The 16,799-nt window shown below is 62.5% G+C and carries 13 protein-coding genes; 10 read left to right on the top strand and 3 right to left on the bottom strand.

Features of this window, described 5'->3' with window-relative positions:
- The first annotated feature begins 73 nt into the window (after window positions 1–73).
- The 8 genes from ICY20_RS24305 (at window position 74) to ICY20_RS24270 (ending at window position 8,802) form a co-directional block, all read left to right on the top strand.
- Entirely contained in the window at window positions 74–898 is an 825-nt protein-coding gene (locus ICY20_RS24305) for a transporter substrate-binding domain-containing protein (RefSeq protein ID WP_194938803.1), read from the top strand.
- Complete coding sequence (locus tag ICY20_RS24300) at window positions 891–1,628, top strand: amino acid ABC transporter permease (protein WP_159962868.1); 738 nt, start codon at window positions 891–893, stop codon at window positions 1,626–1,628. Before ICY20_RS24305 ends, ICY20_RS24300 begins: the two co-directional genes overlap by 8 nt.
- The gene (locus tag ICY20_RS24295; RefSeq protein WP_194938802.1) at window positions 1,618–2,289 is read left to right on the top strand and encodes an amino acid ABC transporter permease; all 672 of its coding nucleotides are present in this window, start codon (window positions 1,618–1,620) and stop codon (window positions 2,287–2,289) included. Before ICY20_RS24300 ends, ICY20_RS24295 begins: the two co-directional genes overlap by 11 nt.
- Complete coding sequence (gene metC, locus ICY20_RS24290) at window positions 2,286–3,476, top strand: cystathionine beta-lyase (protein WP_228758560.1); 1,191 nt, start codon at window positions 2,286–2,288, stop codon at window positions 3,474–3,476. Before ICY20_RS24295 ends, metC begins: the two co-directional genes overlap by 4 nt.
- Window positions 3,473–4,507 (top strand): ABC transporter substrate-binding protein, encoded by a 1,035-nt coding sequence (locus ICY20_RS24285; RefSeq protein ID WP_159962865.1) that lies wholly within the window; start codon window positions 3,473–3,475, stop codon window positions 4,505–4,507. The genes metC and ICY20_RS24285 overlap by 4 nt, the downstream gene beginning before the upstream one ends.
- A 26-nt stretch (window positions 4,508–4,533) precedes the next feature.
- Window positions 4,534–6,822, top strand: coding sequence for a TonB-dependent receptor (locus ICY20_RS24280; RefSeq protein ID WP_194938801.1), 2,289 nt, complete (start codon window positions 4,534–4,536; stop codon window positions 6,820–6,822).
- 2 nt (window positions 6,823–6,824) lie between these two features.
- Window positions 6,825–8,024: a dipeptidase gene (locus tag ICY20_RS24275; RefSeq protein WP_194938800.1), complete on the top strand. Its 1,200-nt coding sequence runs from the start codon at window positions 6,825–6,827 to the stop codon at window positions 8,022–8,024.
- 340 nt (window positions 8,025–8,364) lie between these two features.
- Window positions 8,365–8,802 carry a response regulator gene (locus ICY20_RS24270; RefSeq protein WP_159962862.1) on the top strand — a complete coding sequence of 146 codons (438 nt, stop codon included), beginning with the start codon at window positions 8,365–8,367 and terminating at the stop codon, window positions 8,800–8,802.
- A gap of 110 nt (window positions 8,803–8,912) precedes the next feature.
- On the opposite strand, the gene ICY20_RS24265 is transcribed toward ICY20_RS24270, so the two are convergent.
- Genes ICY20_RS24265 through ICY20_RS24255 form a run of 3 tightly spaced genes read right to left on the bottom strand, consistent with a single transcriptional unit; the run spans window position 8,913 to window position 14,577 of the window.
- Entirely contained in the window at window positions 8,913–10,277 is a 1,365-nt protein-coding gene (locus ICY20_RS24265) for an efflux transporter outer membrane subunit (protein ID WP_194938799.1), read from the bottom strand.
- Window positions 10,274–13,405: an efflux RND transporter permease subunit gene (locus ICY20_RS24260; RefSeq protein ID WP_194938798.1), complete on the bottom strand. Its 3,132-nt coding sequence runs from the start codon at window positions 13,403–13,405 to the stop codon at window positions 10,274–10,276. Before ICY20_RS24260 ends, ICY20_RS24265 begins: the two co-directional genes overlap by 4 nt.
- 2 nt (window positions 13,406–13,407) lie before the next feature.
- Window positions 13,408–14,577 (bottom strand): efflux RND transporter periplasmic adaptor subunit, encoded by a 1,170-nt coding sequence (locus ICY20_RS24255; RefSeq protein WP_194938797.1) that lies wholly within the window; start codon window positions 14,575–14,577, stop codon window positions 13,408–13,410.
- Window positions 14,578–14,722: 145 nt separating this feature from the next.
- Here ICY20_RS24255 and baeS point away from each other — a divergent pair, with 145 nt between their 5' ends.
- A complete protein-coding gene (gene baeS, locus ICY20_RS24250) occupies window positions 14,723–16,108 on the top strand; it encodes a sensor histidine kinase efflux regulator BaeS (RefSeq protein WP_194938796.1) in 1,386 nt (461 codons plus the stop codon).
- A 3-nt stretch (window positions 16,109–16,111) separates the two neighbouring features.
- Complete coding sequence (locus ICY20_RS24245) at window positions 16,112–16,795, top strand: response regulator (RefSeq protein ID WP_194938795.1); 684 nt, start codon at window positions 16,112–16,114, stop codon at window positions 16,793–16,795.
- The last annotated feature ends 4 nt before the right edge of the window (window positions 16,796–16,799 follow it).

Below are 16,799 nucleotides of genomic sequence, written 5' to 3'. Positions count from 1 at the left end.
GAGCGGCGGTGCGACGATTCGACTTGCTCGCGAAGGCGCCCTTCAAGCCGCCGAGCCTCTCGGATTAGCCCGAGTGCATCTCTACTCCTCCTTGGCCTTGGCGGCGTTATTAGCGGTGGGCTCGCTTCCCGCTTTCGCCGAACCCCTCCTGGAACGCGCACAATCGCGTGGCACCTTGAACGTCTGCACCAGCGACGAATTCCCCCCCTTCAAAACCCTCGATGCAGACGGCAAACCCTCCGGTCTGATCATGGATTTGATCGTCGACCTGCAACACCAACTCTCCACCCGCGTCGGCCAGCCCTTGAAGCTTTCACTGGTGCAGGTCAACCCGCTGAACCGCTTGCTGTTCCTCGATCAAGGCCGCTGTGAAGTACTGGTCACGTCGTTACTCGACACCCCCGCCCGCCGCCTCGAAGTCGATTTCGCCAGCCCCGGTTTCTATAGCTCCGCCGCCACGGTCTTCGCGCCCAAATCCACAGCCGTTTCCGATTGGGAAAGCCTGCGCGGCAAGACCCTGTGCGCACCCGCCACCAGTGTGTGGGTACGCCCATTCGAAAGCCGCTACGGCGTGCAATTCGCTTCGTTCAATGGCACCGCCGAAGTGCGCAAAGCCGTGGCAGACAGCCGTTGCCTGGGCGCAATGGGCGACGACGCCTTGTACAGCGCCCTCGCCCGCCAGCCGGAGTGGGCCGATTACGAGGTGAAGCTGCCGGGCCAAGACCCGGCGCCGTGGGGCATTGCACTGCGCAAGGGCCAACCGGAGCTGCTGGCGGCGGTGTCGGGCATTGTCGAAGGTTGGCATGCCAATGGGTTGATCATCCAACTGGAGCAGCGCTACGGCCTGGCACCCAATGCCTGGGTGGCGCAGCAGCATGTGCAGGCACGGCATGAGTGAAGTCAGCCTGCGTCTGTGGCTGGAACAGCATGGCGTGCTGTTGAGCATCCTGTGGGACCCAATGGACCGTGAGCGCTTCTTGCTGGGCCTGGGCCTGACCTTGGGCTTGTCGGTGGCGAGTATCGGGCTGTCGCTGTTGCTCGCAGTTTTCGGTGCAGCAGGCCTGGGTTCACGCCATCCGGTGTGGCGCGCTATCAGCGGCGCTTACGTCGCGTTGTTTCGCAACACCCCCCTGCTGGTGCAATTGTTTTTCTTCTATTTCGGCGTAGGTGCGCTGCTGCCGATGGTGGACGGCGTGCGCCTGCTCAACGGCACGCAGTGGGCGATCATCGTGATCGGCCTGCACAACGGCGCGTTCCAGGCACAGAACCTGCGCGCCGGGATCGACGCCGTACCACGCTCGACGCTCAACGCGGCGGCCGCCCTGGGGATGCACGGGCGCACAGTGTTGCTGCATATCGTGCTGCCACTGGCCCTGCGCAACAGCCTGCCAGCGATGGGCAATACGGTGGTGCAGACGATCAAGTCCACCTCGATTGCCTACGCGATTGCCGTGCCGGAATTGCTCTATGCGAGCAACCGGATCTGGTCTGACAACTTCAATGTCGCCGAGATGATGCAGGTGCTGTTGCTGGTGTGGCTGCTGCTGATTGGCGCCAGCAGTTGGTTGCTGCGCCGCCTCGAAGCACGCCTGCGTCTGCCTGGCCAGGAGTTGCCCAATGCCGCCTGAGCCGTTTGTGTTGCTGTGGCAGTGGGCGCCGGCGCTGCTACAAGGCTTTGGCCTGAACATTCTGATGGGCGTCACGGCGATGCTGGTGGCGACCGTCGCCGGTGTATTGCTCGGCAGCGTGCAGGTCAGCGCCCACGCCAATTTGCGCCGGGCCGCCGGGCACTTAAGCCGTTTGCTACGCAACCTGCCATGGCTGGTGGTGATGTTCTACGTCGCCTACCTGTTGCCCTATGAAGTGCACTGGGCCGGGCGTTGGTGGCAGTTGCCGGACTGGCTCAAGGTGGCACTGGGCCTGGCGTTGCCGGCCATCGGCTACGTCTCGGAGATCGTGCGCGGCGCGGTGCGAGCGGTGCCGATCGGCCAATGGGAAGCGGCCCAGGCCTTGGGGTTACGCCACGGCCAGGCACTGCGCTACGTGATCATCCCGCAGACCCTGCCGAGCCTGGTTGCGCCGTGGGTGAACCTGTATTGCGCGGTGACCATGTCTACCTCCCTGGCCAACTTGCTCGGGGTGGAAGAATTGATGACCACCGTACAAACCCATCTCTCGACCCAATTGCGCAGTGACCTGCTGCTACCGGCCTACGGCTTGGTCTTTGTCGCGTTCTTTCTCTACATCTACCCCCTTTCACGTTGGGCCAAACGGCTGGAGCGGCAATGAGCATGCGCGACGATACCTTACTGACCCATCTGGGCCGCGACCCTGCCCACCACGCAGGCACTGTCAATACGCCGGTGTATCGCAGTTCCACGTTTATCTGGCCCGACACCAGTACCCTCGCCGATCATCTGGCCAATGCGGACGACCCGCACTATCGCGGCCATATCTACGGCCGCAACGGCAACCCCACCACCGCGGCGTTCGAAGATGCCGTGGCCCAGTTGGAAGGCGGTTTTCGCGGGTTGATCATGCCCAGTGGGTTGGCGGCGATTGTCGGCGCGGTGCTGGCGGTAGCACGGGCCGGCGACCATATCCTGGTGACCGACAACTGCTATTGGCATGCGCGCCAGGTGTTTGACCAGATTCTGCCGCGCTACGGCATCCAGGCCAGCTATTTCGCGCCGATGCTTGGCGCAGACATCGCTGCCTTGATCCAACCGAACACCCGCCTGGTGTACGCCGAAGCCCCCGGCTCCAGCACCTTTGAAGTACAAGACATCCCCGCCCTCGCCCGTGTTGCCCATGCCCATGGCGCGCTATTGATGCTGGATAACACCTGGGCCACGCCGCTGTTCTTCAAGGCGTTCGAACACGGCGTGGACATCTCGATCCATGCCGCCACCAAGTACTTGGTGGGTCACAGCGACGCCATGCTCGGCGTGATCGTGACCACTGAGGCCTTGTACGCCGGCGTGCGCGAAACCGTGCGGCAATTGGGCTACATCGCCAGTGCCGACGACGCCTACCTCGGCCTGCGGGGCCTGCGCACCCTCGGCGTGCGCTTGCGTCAGCACGAAAGCAATGCCCTGGCCGTTGCGCGTTGGCTGCAACAACGCCAGGAAGTTGCCCAGGTGCTGCACCCTGCATTGCCGGATTCCACGGGGCATGAGGTGTTCAATCGCGACTTTCTCGGCTCGACGGGCCTGTTTGGCGTGGTGCTCAAACCCATCTGCGAAGCCGCGACAAAGACCTTTCTTGAAAGCCTCCAGTTGTTTTCCATGGGCGCCAGTTGGGGCGGTTTCGAAAGCCTGATCCGCACCCAAAAGCCCCACCCCACCGCACAGATCGCCCCCGGCGTATTGCTGCGCTTGCATGTGGGCCTTGAAGCGGTCGAGGACCTGATCGCCGACCTGCAACAAGGCTTCGAACACCTGAGTCACCCACCATCATCAAGGAGTCTGCCATGAGCCAACCATTGCCTACCCACTACAGCATTTGCCCGCTGTTGGTCGCGTCCAACATCGCCGTGGAACTCGGCTGGCTGGATGAGGAATACCAGCGTGTCGGCGCCGAGGCGATCTATCTGCGCTCGCTGCCCGACAACCAGGGCTGGCTGCCCCACTTCACTCACGGTGAAGCACGCCTGATCCGCGACGGCGGCGCAGTACCGGCGCTGTGGGCACGTGCCGACCAGGCCGACACGCTGCTGGTGGCCACCACCGCCACCCAACGCGCCGGCCAGGTGCTGGTGCGTGCCGACGGGCGCATCCGCCAGGTGGCCGACCTGTTCGGCAAGCGCATCGGTGTACCGGTCAGCCGCAACAAGGCGCGGGTGGATGTGCTCAAGGCGTTGGCCGAGCACGGCCTGTTCAACGCCCTGCAACTGGCGGGGCTGGAGCCGTCGCAAGTACGCCTGATCGAACTGGAAGACGAAGGCGACCCCCACACCTTGCAACCCGCCATAAAGCCTTCGGCATTCTGGTCGCAACTGCATGGCCTGCACGGCAAGCCCGGGCACGAGGTGCGCGCCTTGGCCGAAGGCCGCGTGGACGCAGTGCACATTGCTGCCGGGCATGTACCGGCATTGCTGGCCAGCGGCGAATTCACCGTGATCGAAGACCTGGAACGCTACCCGGACTGGACCCTCAAGAACCATAACGGCCCCTACGCCACCACCGTCAACCGCGCCTTTGCCGAGGAACACCCGCAGGTGGTGGTGGCGTTCCTGCGTGCTGCGATCCGTGCCGGGCGCTGGATCAACCAGCACCGCGATGCCGCCGCAGAACTGTTCACCCGGGTCACCTTCCTGCCGGATGCGGCCTTTATCCGCAGTGCCATCGCCGAACTGGATTTCGTACCGCAACTAGGCCCCCAGAACCTCGCCGCCCTAGAGCTGAAAAAGGACTTCCTGGTGCAGCGCGGCTTCTTGCAGAACGACTTCAGCGTGCACGAATGGGCCCAGCCCGAGTTTCTCGCCCAGGCCTACGCCGGGCTCTGACGCCACACTTTTGCCAAGGACCGACAATGATTGCTCAGTACCGCAAGACCCTGCTCGTCAGCTTGTTGCTGGCCGATACAACGTGGGCGGCACAGGCCGCCAGCGACACCGAACCGCAACTGAGCAAAGTCGAGGTGGTGGGCGCACGGGTAACCGAAGCCAGCGCCGCCATCGGCGAAGACAAGATCAGCAATACCCTGGCCATCTCACACCAGGCGCTGCAATCGGCGCCGGCCGGTACGTCGGGGCTGAAAATGCTCGAAGCCCTGCCGGGCTTCAACGTGCAGGTCAACGATGCGCTGGGCTTGTACGAGTTCGGCAACTCGGTGTTTGTGCGGGCGTTCAACCTGCAACAGATCGGCTTCTCTATCGACGGCGTGCCGTTGGGTCGTACCGACCAGTTTGGCGGCAGCCCGATCTATCGTTACGTCGACAACGAAAACACCGAACGGGTAACGGCCTCGACTGGCGCTGGCGATGTGTCGCAATCGGGTTATGCATCGCTTGGGCCCTATGTGGATTACCAAACCAGCAACCCGGCGCCTGAGCCCGGCGTGAGTTTGTCTTACACACTGGGTAGCGACAGCCTGCGGCGCAGTTTTGTCAGGTTGCAGACCGGCGAGCACCAGGGCCTGTCGGCCTATTTCAGCCGTTCGAAAATCGACGGCGACCTATGGCGCGGCCCCGGCACCATCGACCGTGAACACTTGGAAGCCAAGGTGCGCTACCGCTTCGGTGATCGTGACGAAGTGTGGCTGCGCGCCGTGCACAACTCGTTCTATGACTATGACTCGCCCTACGTCAGCATCGCCCAGTACGAAGGCACCGCCAACGATCCATTCGGGCGCTCCGGCCGAGATTTCGCCTACCTGGGCAGCCTGCCGAACCTGCCCGAAACCGTACCGGGGGTGCGCTACAGCAACACCAATTACAACCAGTACTACAAACAGGCGGTCAACCAGCGGCGTGATACGTTGTACAGCCTGGGCGGCCAGTTCGAGATCCGCCCGGATTTACTCAACTACACCACGCTGTACTACGAGGCCAAGAAAGGCTTTGGCGTATCCCCCGAGGCCTACGCCACCTCGCTGGCCCTGCACAATGCCGAAAGCAATGTGGACGGCCTGTTCGCACCCAGGGGCGTGCAATACGGATTGTCGTCCCTCAGCGGTCACCGTTTTGGCGGGCGTACCGGCTTGCAATGGGAAGTCGGCCAGCACCAGATCGATACCGGCCTGTGGGCCGAAACCGATGTGTTCAACCGCCAGCAGGCGCGCTACAACCTCACCGATGGCAGCCCGGATGGCACGCCGTTGTTCAATGAGCCCGTACACCGGCAAGGGGATTTCAGCTCCACGCGCAACTCGCTGCAATACCACCTCAAAGACACCTGGACCCTGCTCGATGACCGCCTGCGCCTGCAATTGGGTTTCAAGAGCCTGAACCTCAAGTACCGCATCGAGGGCTACCGCAATGCCGGCGACTACATCAACAATCGCCAGCCGCGTATCAGCACCCAGTGGAACGACGCCTTCCTGCCCCAGGCCGGGTTGGTCTACAACCTCACCGACGACACCCAGGTGTTTGCCTCCTACTCCGAAAACATGGCCCTGCCCCGTGGCGCCGACGATATCTTCCGCGCCGCCAGCCCCAGCGCACCGCCACCGGATGCCGAGCGGGCGAAGAACTACGAGGTGGGTTACCGCATCAACCGCCCAACGTTCAACGCTTCGTGGGCGCTGTATCGCACCGACTTCGACAACCGCTTGCAAGCCTTCGCCTCACCGGTGCCCGGCAGCAGCCAGGTAGAAACCTACTACCAGAACGTCGGCAAGGTGCAGGCTTATGGCACTGAATTGAGCGGGCAATGGAAGCCGCCCGTGCTGTCGGACAAGATTGTGCTCAATGGCAACCTGACCTACAACAAGTCCACGTTCCAGAACGACGCCGCCGGCCTGTCGATCCGCGACAACGATGTACCCGACAGCCCGCGCTGGCTGGCCCAGGCCGGGGTTACCTACGAGCTGGCGCCGTGGGCATTGCTGAACTTCTCGGCGCGTTATATCGGCGAGCGCTACAGCAACTTCACCAACAGCGAATCGGTGCCCGGCTACACCCTGTACAACGCCTACCTGGACCTGGGTGGCGAGCAGCTGCATTACGGCCCGCTGAAAAACGTGAAGCTGCGTTTCAACATCGACAACCTCTTCGACAAGGACTACCTGGGCTACATCCTCACCAGCACCAGCGGCCCCGCCGTGTTCCGGCCAGGCTCACCGCGCACCTTCCAAAGTACCTTGAGCATGGAGTTCTGAACATGACCAAGCGCCTGCTGTTACTTGCCCTGTTGCCGCTATTGGCCAACGCCCAGACCAACGTCAGCCCCAGCACCCTCGCCCTGCATCAACGCTTGCTGGTGCTGGACAGCCACCTCGACACACCGCTGACCCTGACCCGCCCCGGTTGGAACATTATCGAACGCCATGAGTACCGTCAGGACGGCAGCCAAGTCGACCTGCCGCGCATGCGCGAAGGCGGGTTGGACGGCGGCTTCTTTGCGGTGTACACGCCACAAGGCCCACGCACCGAGGAAGGCCGCGCTTATGCCAGCGCCTATGGCTTGGCCACCCTCACCCGTATTCGCGATGTGATCGACCGCAACCCCGACAGCTTCGCCCTGGCCCTTACCGCCGACGATGCCCGGCGCATCGCTGCCCAAGGCAAGCGCGTGGTGTTTATCAGCATGGAGAACGCCGACCCACTCAGTTCCGACCCCGAACTGCTGAACACCTACTACCGCCAAGGGTTGCGCATGCTCGGACTGGTGCACTTTATGAACAACGACCTGGCGGACTCGGCCACCGCCCTGCCGGAATGGAAAGGCCTGAGCCCAAAGGGCCGCGACCTGGTGCAACGGGCCAACCGCCTCGGCATTTTGCTGGACGTGTCCCACGCCAGCGATGCGGTGTTCGACCAGATGTTGGCGTTGTCCACGGCACCGATCATCGCCTCCCACTCCAGCAGCCGCGCGGTCAACCCGCACCCACGCAATCTGGACGACAACCGGGTGCGCCAACTGGCGGCCAAGGGTGGGGTAATTCAGGTCAACGCCTATAGCGACTATCTGATCCCGCTCAAGCAAAACCCGGAACGCAACAAAGCCATGGCCGCATTGGGGGCGCGCTTTCACAACCTCGCGGCCCTGAGCCCGCAGCAGGTCAAGGACCTGTATCAGGAGCGCGACACGATCAATGAACGCTTCGCCCAGCCCAAGGCAGACCTTGATGTGTTTATGAAGCACCTGCTGCATCTGCTGGAAGTGGCCGGGCCGGAGCATGTGGGGATTGGTGCGGACTGGGATGGTGGTGGCGGGCTTACCGACCTTGAAGATGTGAGCCAACTGCCGGTGATTACCCAGCGGTTGTTGGATGCCGGGTATACCGAGCAGCAGGTGGGGAATATCTGGAGCGGGAATTTGCTGAGGGTGCTACAGGCGGCGCAGTCAGCTGCCTTGTGAGCGAAGCGTAAACATGTGAGAGCGGGCTTGCTGTGGTGAGGGGGGTTGCCCCCCGATGGGTTCACTGGAGATCCAATAGGGTTGCTTCGCAGCCCAGCGCGGGACAAGCCCGCTCACCACAGCCCGCTCCCACATTTGGGTCCAGGTACATCAGCAATACTTTCTGTGGCTGATGCATCGCCATCGCAGGCAAGCCAGCTCCCACAGGGGATCGGCGGTGTACTCAGTGTTCAAGCCTGGCACACATCCCAGTGAGCATTTTAAGAACTGTCTTAATCCAATCCTGACCTGTCATCGCTACGCTAGGCCCCTCCAAACCGTACGCTGACAGGTAGTGCCCATGATCGATAAACAGCTGCGCATTCTTATCGTGGACGCCTTGCACGCCCATGTCCTGCTGATTGAGAAGATGCTCAACCGTTTGGGTTACTACGCGATTGCTACCGCTTGCAGTGCCACTGAAGCGGCGAAATTGAGCCGTGCCGGGTTGGCTCCGTTCGATGTGTTGCTGGCGGCTGATCACTTGGTGCGACGGCCGGAAACGGGCGGCTCTTCGTTTGAGGTCTATGGCATCGAAAACGCGTTTATCTACAGCCGCCCTGCCGATAGCCAGGACGTGCATTTCGTGCGCCACGGCGAGCAATACTGGCGTTATGGTTTGCCCGAATACCTGATGTTGGAATGGTTCATGGCTCGGTCCAAACGCCGGGCGCCCGAGGTCTTTTTTGATCTCCCCGCAGCGCCTTGTTACTGTGACCTGCCCTCTGGCAGACGCTGACAACCCAGGGGCAGTGGGCCAGTGCACGCTATAGTGACTGACCCACCGCCATCGGGGGCAAGCCCCCTCCCACATTGGCCTCCTTCCACAGTTGGATTGGTGTGTGTCAGTTATTGCCAGCCACCGCCCATGACTTTATATAAGGTCACGCGGTTGCTTTGCTCGGCCAGGCGCAAGGTGATCAAGTCCTGCTGGGCGCTGTACAGCGAGCGTTGGGAATCGAGCGCTTCGAGATAGCTTTGGTAGCCCCCACGATACAGCGCATCCGACAGCTCGAAGCTCTTCTGGCTGGCATCGGTCAACGCCTGCTGCGCCGCCAATCGCTGGTCCAACGTGCTACGCACTGCCAACGCGTCCGCCACTTCCTTGAACGCGGTTTGCAGGGTTTGTTGATAGGTCTGCACCTGAATCTCCTTCTCGACCTTCGCCCCATCCAGCGTGGCGCGGTTACTGCCGGCGTCGAAGATCGGCAGGCTGATGCTCGGCGCAAAGGTCCAGGCACCGCTGCCGGCCTTGAACAGACCGGATAACGCCGAGCTCGCCGAGCCGGCATTCGCCGTCAGGCTGATGCTGGGAAAGAACGCCGCACGGCCCGCGCCGATATCGATATTGGCCGACTTGAGGCTGTGCTCTGCCGCTAACACATCAGGGCGGCGCTGCAACAGGCTCGACGGTAACTCGGCCGGCACCTGCACCAACGCGGCCGCCGATTGCAGGCGAGTGCCCGGTAACAAGGCGTCGGGGATGTCGCTGCCTACCAGCAGGCGCAAGGCGTTGCGGTCCTGGAGAATCTGGCTCTGGTACTGCGCCACATCGACCCGTGCCGACTCGACGGTGGTTTGCGCCTGGGCTACGGCGAGTGCTGCCGAGCCGCCCAGTGCGTGGCTGCGCTGGGTGAGTTCATAGGTGGCTTGCTGACTGGCCAAGGTGTCTTCGGCCAATTGCAGGCGTTCGTTGTCAGCGGCCAGGGTCAGCCAGGCGGTGCCCACTTCGGCCACCAGGCTGATCTGAGTGCTGCGCTTGGTTTCAGTAAGGGCCAGGTAGGCTTCCAGCGCTTCGTCTTGCAGGTTTTGCACGCGGCCGAACACGTCCACTTCGTAGCTGCTCAGCCCCAACTGTGCGCTGTAGTCGTGCGTGGTGCCGGTGCTGGCGGTGCGTGTGTGGGTGCCGCTGACACCTGCATCAATCGTTGGAAACGCCGCCGCCCGCTGGATGCGGTACTGGGCCTGGGCCTTCTCGATGTTAAGGCTGGCCAGGCGCAGATCGCGGTTGTTGGCCAGGGCCAGGGTTTGCAGTTGGGCCAAACGGCTGTCGGTGAAGAACTGCTGCCACTGGATATCCGCCGCCACTTCGCCGTTGGCGGTGGCTTGCCACTCAGTCGGCACCGGGGCCTCGGGCTGCTGGTAATCCGGCGCCAGGTTGATGCAGCCACTCAGGGCCAGTGCGGCCAGGATCGGCCAAGGGAACCTCATCATGCGTCACCTTTCTGGACGGTTTGGGTTGCGGTGCTCACGCGGCCAAAGCGGCGGCGGATCAGCACAAAGAACAGCGGAACAAAGAAGATCCCCAGCACCGTCGCGCTGAACATGCCGCCCAGCACGCCAGTACCGATGGCACGGCGGCCAGCGGAACCTGCGCCGCTGCTGATGGCCAGGGGCAGTACGCCAAACATGAAGGCCAATGAGGTCATGAGGATCGGCCGCAGGCGCTGGCGCACGGCGGTGAGTGTCGCATCGCGCAAGCTTGCGCCCTGCTCTTGCAGGTGCTTGGCGAACTCGACGATCAGGATCGCGTTCTTCGCCGCCAGCCCCACGGTGGTCAACAGCCCCACCTGGAAGTACACGTCATTGCTCAAGCCGGTAAACCGCGTTGCGAGTACCGCACCGACCACACCCAACGGCACCACCAGAATCACCGAAAACGGCACCGACCAGCTCTCGTATAACGCCGCCAGGCACAAAAACACAAACAGCACCGATACCCCGTACAGCAACGGCGCCTGTGAGCCCGACAAACGCAATTGGTAAGACTGCCCGGTCCACTCATAACCGATGCCCTGGGGCAGTTGCTTGGCGATGGCTTCCACTGCGTCCATGGCATCGCCAGAACTCACGCCGGGGGCCGGGTCGCCGACCACTTCCAGGGATGCGCTGCCGTTGTAGCGTTCCAGCAACGGCGAGCCGTAGCTCCACGAACTGCTGGCGAAGGACGAAAACGGCACCATCTCGTCATTGCTGTTGCGCACAAACCAGTGATCCAGGTCCGCTGCCTGCATGCGCGAATCCGCGGCTCCTTGCACGTAGACTTTCTTCACGCGGCCTTGGTTGAGGAAGTCATTCACATAGCTGCCACCCAAAGCAGTGGACAAGGTGGTGTTGATGTCGCTGGTGGTGAGGCTCAAGGCACCGGCCTTGCGGTCGTCGATGGTGACCTTGAGCTGCGGCGTATCGTCCAGGCCGTTGCTGCGTACACCTAGCAGGCGCGGGTCTTGTTTTGCCAGTTCGATAAATTGCTCACGGGCCGCCACCAATGCGTCGTGGCCCAGGCCGCCAAGGTCCTTGAGCTGCAAGTCAAACCCCGAGCTTTGCCCCAGGCCACGCACGGCCGGTGGCTGCATGACGAACACATCGGCATCGCCAACGCTTTTCAGTGCCAGGGTGGCACGCTGGGCAATCGACGCCGCATCCTGGCCACTGGCAGAGCGCTCGCTCCAGTCCTTGAGGCGGATAAAGGCGCGTGCGGTGTTCTGGCTGTTACCGCCCATGCCCAGGCCGGTGATGCTGATCATCGCCTCGACTTCAGGCTGCTTGAGCATGTAAGCCTCAAACTGGGTCATGACCGCCTGGGTGCGGCTGTCGGTGGCACCCACCGGCAACTGGATCTGGGCCATTAGAATGCCCTGGTCTTCATCCGGCAAAAACGAGGTGGGCAGGCTGGCGTAACCGGCCGCCATGGCCAGGGCCACCAGCGCGTACACCAACAGGCTGCGGCGCCCGCGTTGCAATACCGCGCCGACCAAACCTTCATAACGCGCCGAGCATCGTTCGAAACTGCGGTTGAACCAACCGAAGAAGCCCCGCTGCGTGCCATGGGCGTCGGCGGGTTTAAGCAGCGTGGCGCACAGCGCCGGTGTCAACGTCATCGCCACCAGCACCGAGAGCACCATGGCCGAGACGATGGTCACGGAGAACTGCCGGTAGATAATCCCGGTGGAACCGCCAAAAAACGCCATCGGGATAAACACCGCGCTCAGCACCAGCGCGATGCCGATCAATGCGCTGGTGATTTCCGCCATGGATTTACGCGTGGCCTCAAGGGCCGGTAGCCCCTCTTCGCTCATCACCCGCTCGACGTTTTCCACCACCACAATCGCATCATCCACCAGCAAGCCGATGGCGAGTACCATGGCGAACATGGTCAGGGTATTGATCGAATACCCAAACAGCGCCAACACCCCAAAGGTGCCGAGCAACACCACCGGCACGGTGATCGCCGGAATCAACGTGGCCCGCAGGTTTTGCAGGAACAGGAACATGATCAGCACCACCAGCACAATGGCCTCGCCCAAGGACTTGACCACTTCCTCGATGGACAGGCTCACGAACGGCGTGGTGTCGTAGGCGATCACGTTTTTGAGCTGCATTTCGGTCGGGTAGTACGGTTCCATTTCCTTGAGTTTGGCCTTGACCGCCTCGCCCACGTCCAGCGCATTGGCGCCCGCCGCCAGTTGCACGCCCATGGCCGCGGCCGGCTTGCCGTTGAGGGCCGAGTTGACGTCGTAGCTCTCGCTGCCCAGTTCCACCGTCGCTACATCGCCCAGCAGCACGACCGCGCCGTCGCTGGTGGACTTGACGACTACATCGCGAAACTCCTCGGCGGTTTGCAGTTTGCTGCGGGCGGTGATGGTGGCGTTGAGTTGCTGGCCCTTGGCGGCGGGCAATGCACCGAGTTGGCCGGCGGACACTTCAGTATTTTGCGCTTCAAGGGCAGCGCTGACGTCTGAGGGCATCAGCGCGTACTTTTCCAGCAGGGCCGGGTCGAGCCAGATGCGCATGGCGTAGCCCGAACCCAGGGTTTTGACCTCGCCCACGCCATCGATGCGACTGATGGAGTCGAGCAAGGTGCTGGAGATGTAATCGCCGATCTGGGTGCCGGTCACCGTGGGGTTGTCCGAGGCGAGCGCGGCAATCATCAGGAAGTCCGAGCCGCCCTTGGTCACCGTCAGGCCTTCGCTCTGCACCGACTGGGGCAAGCGCGATTCGGCTTGTTGCAGCTTGTTTTGCACCTGCATTTGCGCAACATCCGGGTCGGTGCCGGCGCCGAAGGTCAGGTTGATGCTGGCGCTGCCCGCCGAACTGCTGGAGGACGACATGTAGGTGAGGTTGTCCAGGCCGGTGAGGGCCTGTTCAATCACCTGGGTGACCGAGTCTTCAACGGTCTTGGCCGATGCGCCGGTGTAAGTGGCGGAGATACGCACCGTGGGCGGTGCGATGTCCGGGTACTGCTCAAGCGGCAATTGGCTGATGGACAGCGCGCCGCCGAGCATGATCACGATGGCGATGACCCAGGCAAAAATCGGTCGATCAATAAAGAAACGCGCCATGTTCAACCCTCCTTCGCCAGTGCGCCGGCGTCCACGGCCTGGGTTTGCACCACGGCGCCAACCCGCACCTTCTGCCCGCCTTCGACGATCACCTGGTCACCGGCCTGTAAACCGGCAGTGACCCACCATTGGTTGCCCACGGCGCGGTTGACGGTCATAACGCGTTGCTCAACCTTACCGTCCACTACCACCAGCACCGAGGTCACGCCGCTGGCGCTGCGGGTCACGGCCTTTTGTGGCACCAGGATCGCCTGGTCATCGCGGGCCTGTTCCAGCTCGCCGCGCACGTACATGCCCGGTAGCAACAGGTGATCGGGGTTGGCGAACACCGCCCGCAAGGTCACGGTGCCGGTGCTTTGGTTGACGCTGACGCCGCTGAACTTGAGGCGGCCCTCGTGATTGTAAGTGCTGCCGTCATCGAGTTTTAGACGGATGCGCGCTTCGCCGTCGCTGTTGGCCTGCAACAGCCCGCTGGCCAGGTCACGCTTGAGGCCGAGTAGCTCGCTGGTGGATTGGGTGACGTCGACGTAAATCGGGTCGAGTTGCTGCACGGTGGTCAGCGCCGTGTCCTGGTTGGCCACCACCAGCGCCCCGGGGGTGACGGTGGAGGTTTCAATGCGCCCGGCCACCGGCGAGCTGATGCGGGTGTAGGCCAGGTTGATGCGGGCGGTGTCGACGTCGGCCTGGGCTACCTGCACATCGGCGGCAGCCGTCAGCAGCGCGGCTTGCGCGTCTTCGTTGGTTTGCTGGCTGATGGCGTCGATCTTTACCAGTTGCGCGTTACGGGTGGCAGTGGTTTTCGCCGACTTCAAGGTGGCGCGGGCTTTACTCAAGGTCGCTTCGGCCTGGGCCAGTGCGGCTTTGTAGGGCGCAGCGTCGAGTTGGTAAAGGGCCTGGCCGACCTTGACCTCGGCGCCTTCGACAAACAGGCGCTGCTGCACAATGCCGCCGACCTGCGGGCGGATCTCGGCGACCATAAAGGCCTGGGTGCGCCCGGCCAATTCGGTGGTCAGCACCTGGGTTTTGGGTTGCACCGTCAGTACTGTCACCGTCGGCGTAACGGCCTGCGGCGCCCGGTCGCCAGCCGAGCAACCACCGAGCACAGCGAGAATGATCAATGAAAGGACAACCGCGGCGGTAACCAAGTATTTGGCGAAGAATTTGGTCGACATATCTGCCTCTGCAAAACGGGATGGCGCTAGCCTTACCCTTATGCTGCGAGCCAAATGTGCAGGAAAATTGAAGATTGCCCGGCTGGGTTGAATCTTTTGCGCGCGGGGGCCTAAATGGTCGCGTCCCTTTTCTACGGCCCTGTTCATGAAGCTGAGTATTTCCACCAAGTTGTTTGTCGCGGTACTGGCCGGCGTGTTGCTGGTCATCCTCAGCATGGGGGTGGCCACCAGTTGGAGTTTTGGCCGTGGCTTTCTCGGCTATATCAATGAACAGGCGCTTGAGCGCATGGCGCCAGTGCTGCCGCGCCTGGCCGCCGCGTATGAGCGCGAGGGCAGTTGGGAGTTCTTTCGCAACCAACCCGATCGCTGGTTTGAGGTGATGCGCCCTGAGCCCGGTGAGCAACAGGCCGTGCGCGACTTAAGAACCCCGCAGATTTCGGACCTGACAGGTGCGCTGTTTCGCATCGCCCTGCTCGATAAAGACAAAAAACGTGTCACCGGTTACCCCGCCATTGGTGATGACGCCCTGGCGCTGCCCATTGTCGTGGCCGGTAAAACCGTTGGCTGGCTGGCCGTGACGCCATTTCAGAGCGTGACCGAAGCCGGGGGCGAACGTTTTCAGCAGTACCAGTTTCGTACCAGCCTGGTCATGGGCCTGTTTTCATTGCTTTTGGCGATGCTGATCGCCTGGTGGATCGCCCGCACCTTGCTTGAGCCGGTCAAGCGCGTTGCCGCAGCCACTCACCGTTTGGCCAGTGGCGACTACAGCAGCCGGGTCGCAGTGGCGTCCAATGATGAAGTGGGACAATTGGCCCGGGACTTCAACCAGCTCGCCTACACCCTGGAGCGCAACGAACAGATGCGCCGCGAATTCATGGCCGATGTGTCTCATGAACTGCGTACGCCGCTTTCGGTGCTGCGCGGCGAGTTAGAGGCCATTGAAGACGGCGTGCGCACCCTCGACACTCACTCCATGAAGTCGCTGCAAGGCGAGGTCAGCATGCTCAGCAAGTTGGTGGATGATCTATACGAGCTGTCGCTGGCAGATATCGGCGCCCTGACCTATCGCAAGGCCCCGTGCGTGCTTAACGATTTGCTCGAACACAGCGTCGCGATGTACCAGGAGCGCTTCGCTGCGCGACCGTTGCAGATCGAGTTGGCGCTGCCGCACACTCCTTTGGAAGTGCTGGCGGATGCCAATCGCTTGCAACAGTTATTCTCCAATCTGCTGGAAAACGCTGTGCGCTACACCGATGCAAACGGCACATTGCGCATCAGTGTCGGCGTTGAGCGCGACGCCGTACGGGTCGACTTTCTCGACTCCGGCCCCGGCGTGTCGGCGAGCCAATTGCCGAAGCTATTCGAGCGCTTCTACCGGGGCGAATCCTCCCGCAACCGCGAGAGTGGCGGCGCGGGCCTGGGCCTGGCGATCTGTCGCAGCATCGCCTTGGCCCACGATGGCAGCCTGCAAGCCGATCATTCGCCGCTCGGCGGCCTGTGGCTGACCCTGCGCCTGCCCCGGAGCCTGTAAGCCATGCACGATGAACGCCCGATCCTGATTGTCGAAGACGAACCCAAGCTCGCCGCGCTGATGCAGGACTACCTGATCTCCGCCGGCTACCAGACCCTGTGCCTGGACAACGGCCTGCAAGTGGTGCCCGCTGTGCGCGCCCACGACCCCAAGCTGATCCTGCTGGACCTGATGCTGCCAGGCCGCGATGGCATGCAACTGTGCCAGGACCTGCGCGGCTTCAGCGCGGTGCCAATCATCATGATCACCGCCCGCGTCGAAGAAGTGGACCGCCTGCTGGGCCTTGAACTGGGCGCCGACGACTACATCTGCAAACCCTTCAGCCCGCGTGAAGTGGTGGCCAGGGTCAAGGCCATTCTGCGCCGTGGCCCACAACTGCTGAACAGTGCGGCGCCGCGCCTGGTGCTCGACGAGGCGCAATACCTGGCCACCCTCGACGGTATCGCCCTGGACCTCACGCCCCTTGAACTGCGCCTGCTCAACACCTTCGCCCGCAGCCCCAGCCGGGTATTTTCCCGCGACCAATTGCTGGACCAAATCTACTCCGACCACCGCGTGGTCACTGACCGCACGGTGGACAGCCATATCCGCAACCTGCGACGCAAGCTGGAACAGGCCTGCCCTGGGGAAACGCCGATTGAGTCGTTGTACGGGGTGGGTTACCGGTTTCAGCTACAACCGCTCTAGCACA

The organism is Pseudomonas pisciculturae, assembly GCF_015461805.1.
GTDB lineage: Bacteria > Pseudomonadota > Gammaproteobacteria > Pseudomonadales > Pseudomonadaceae > Aquipseudomonas > Aquipseudomonas pisciculturae.
This window is presented reverse-complemented; position numbering and strand designations above follow the sequence as displayed.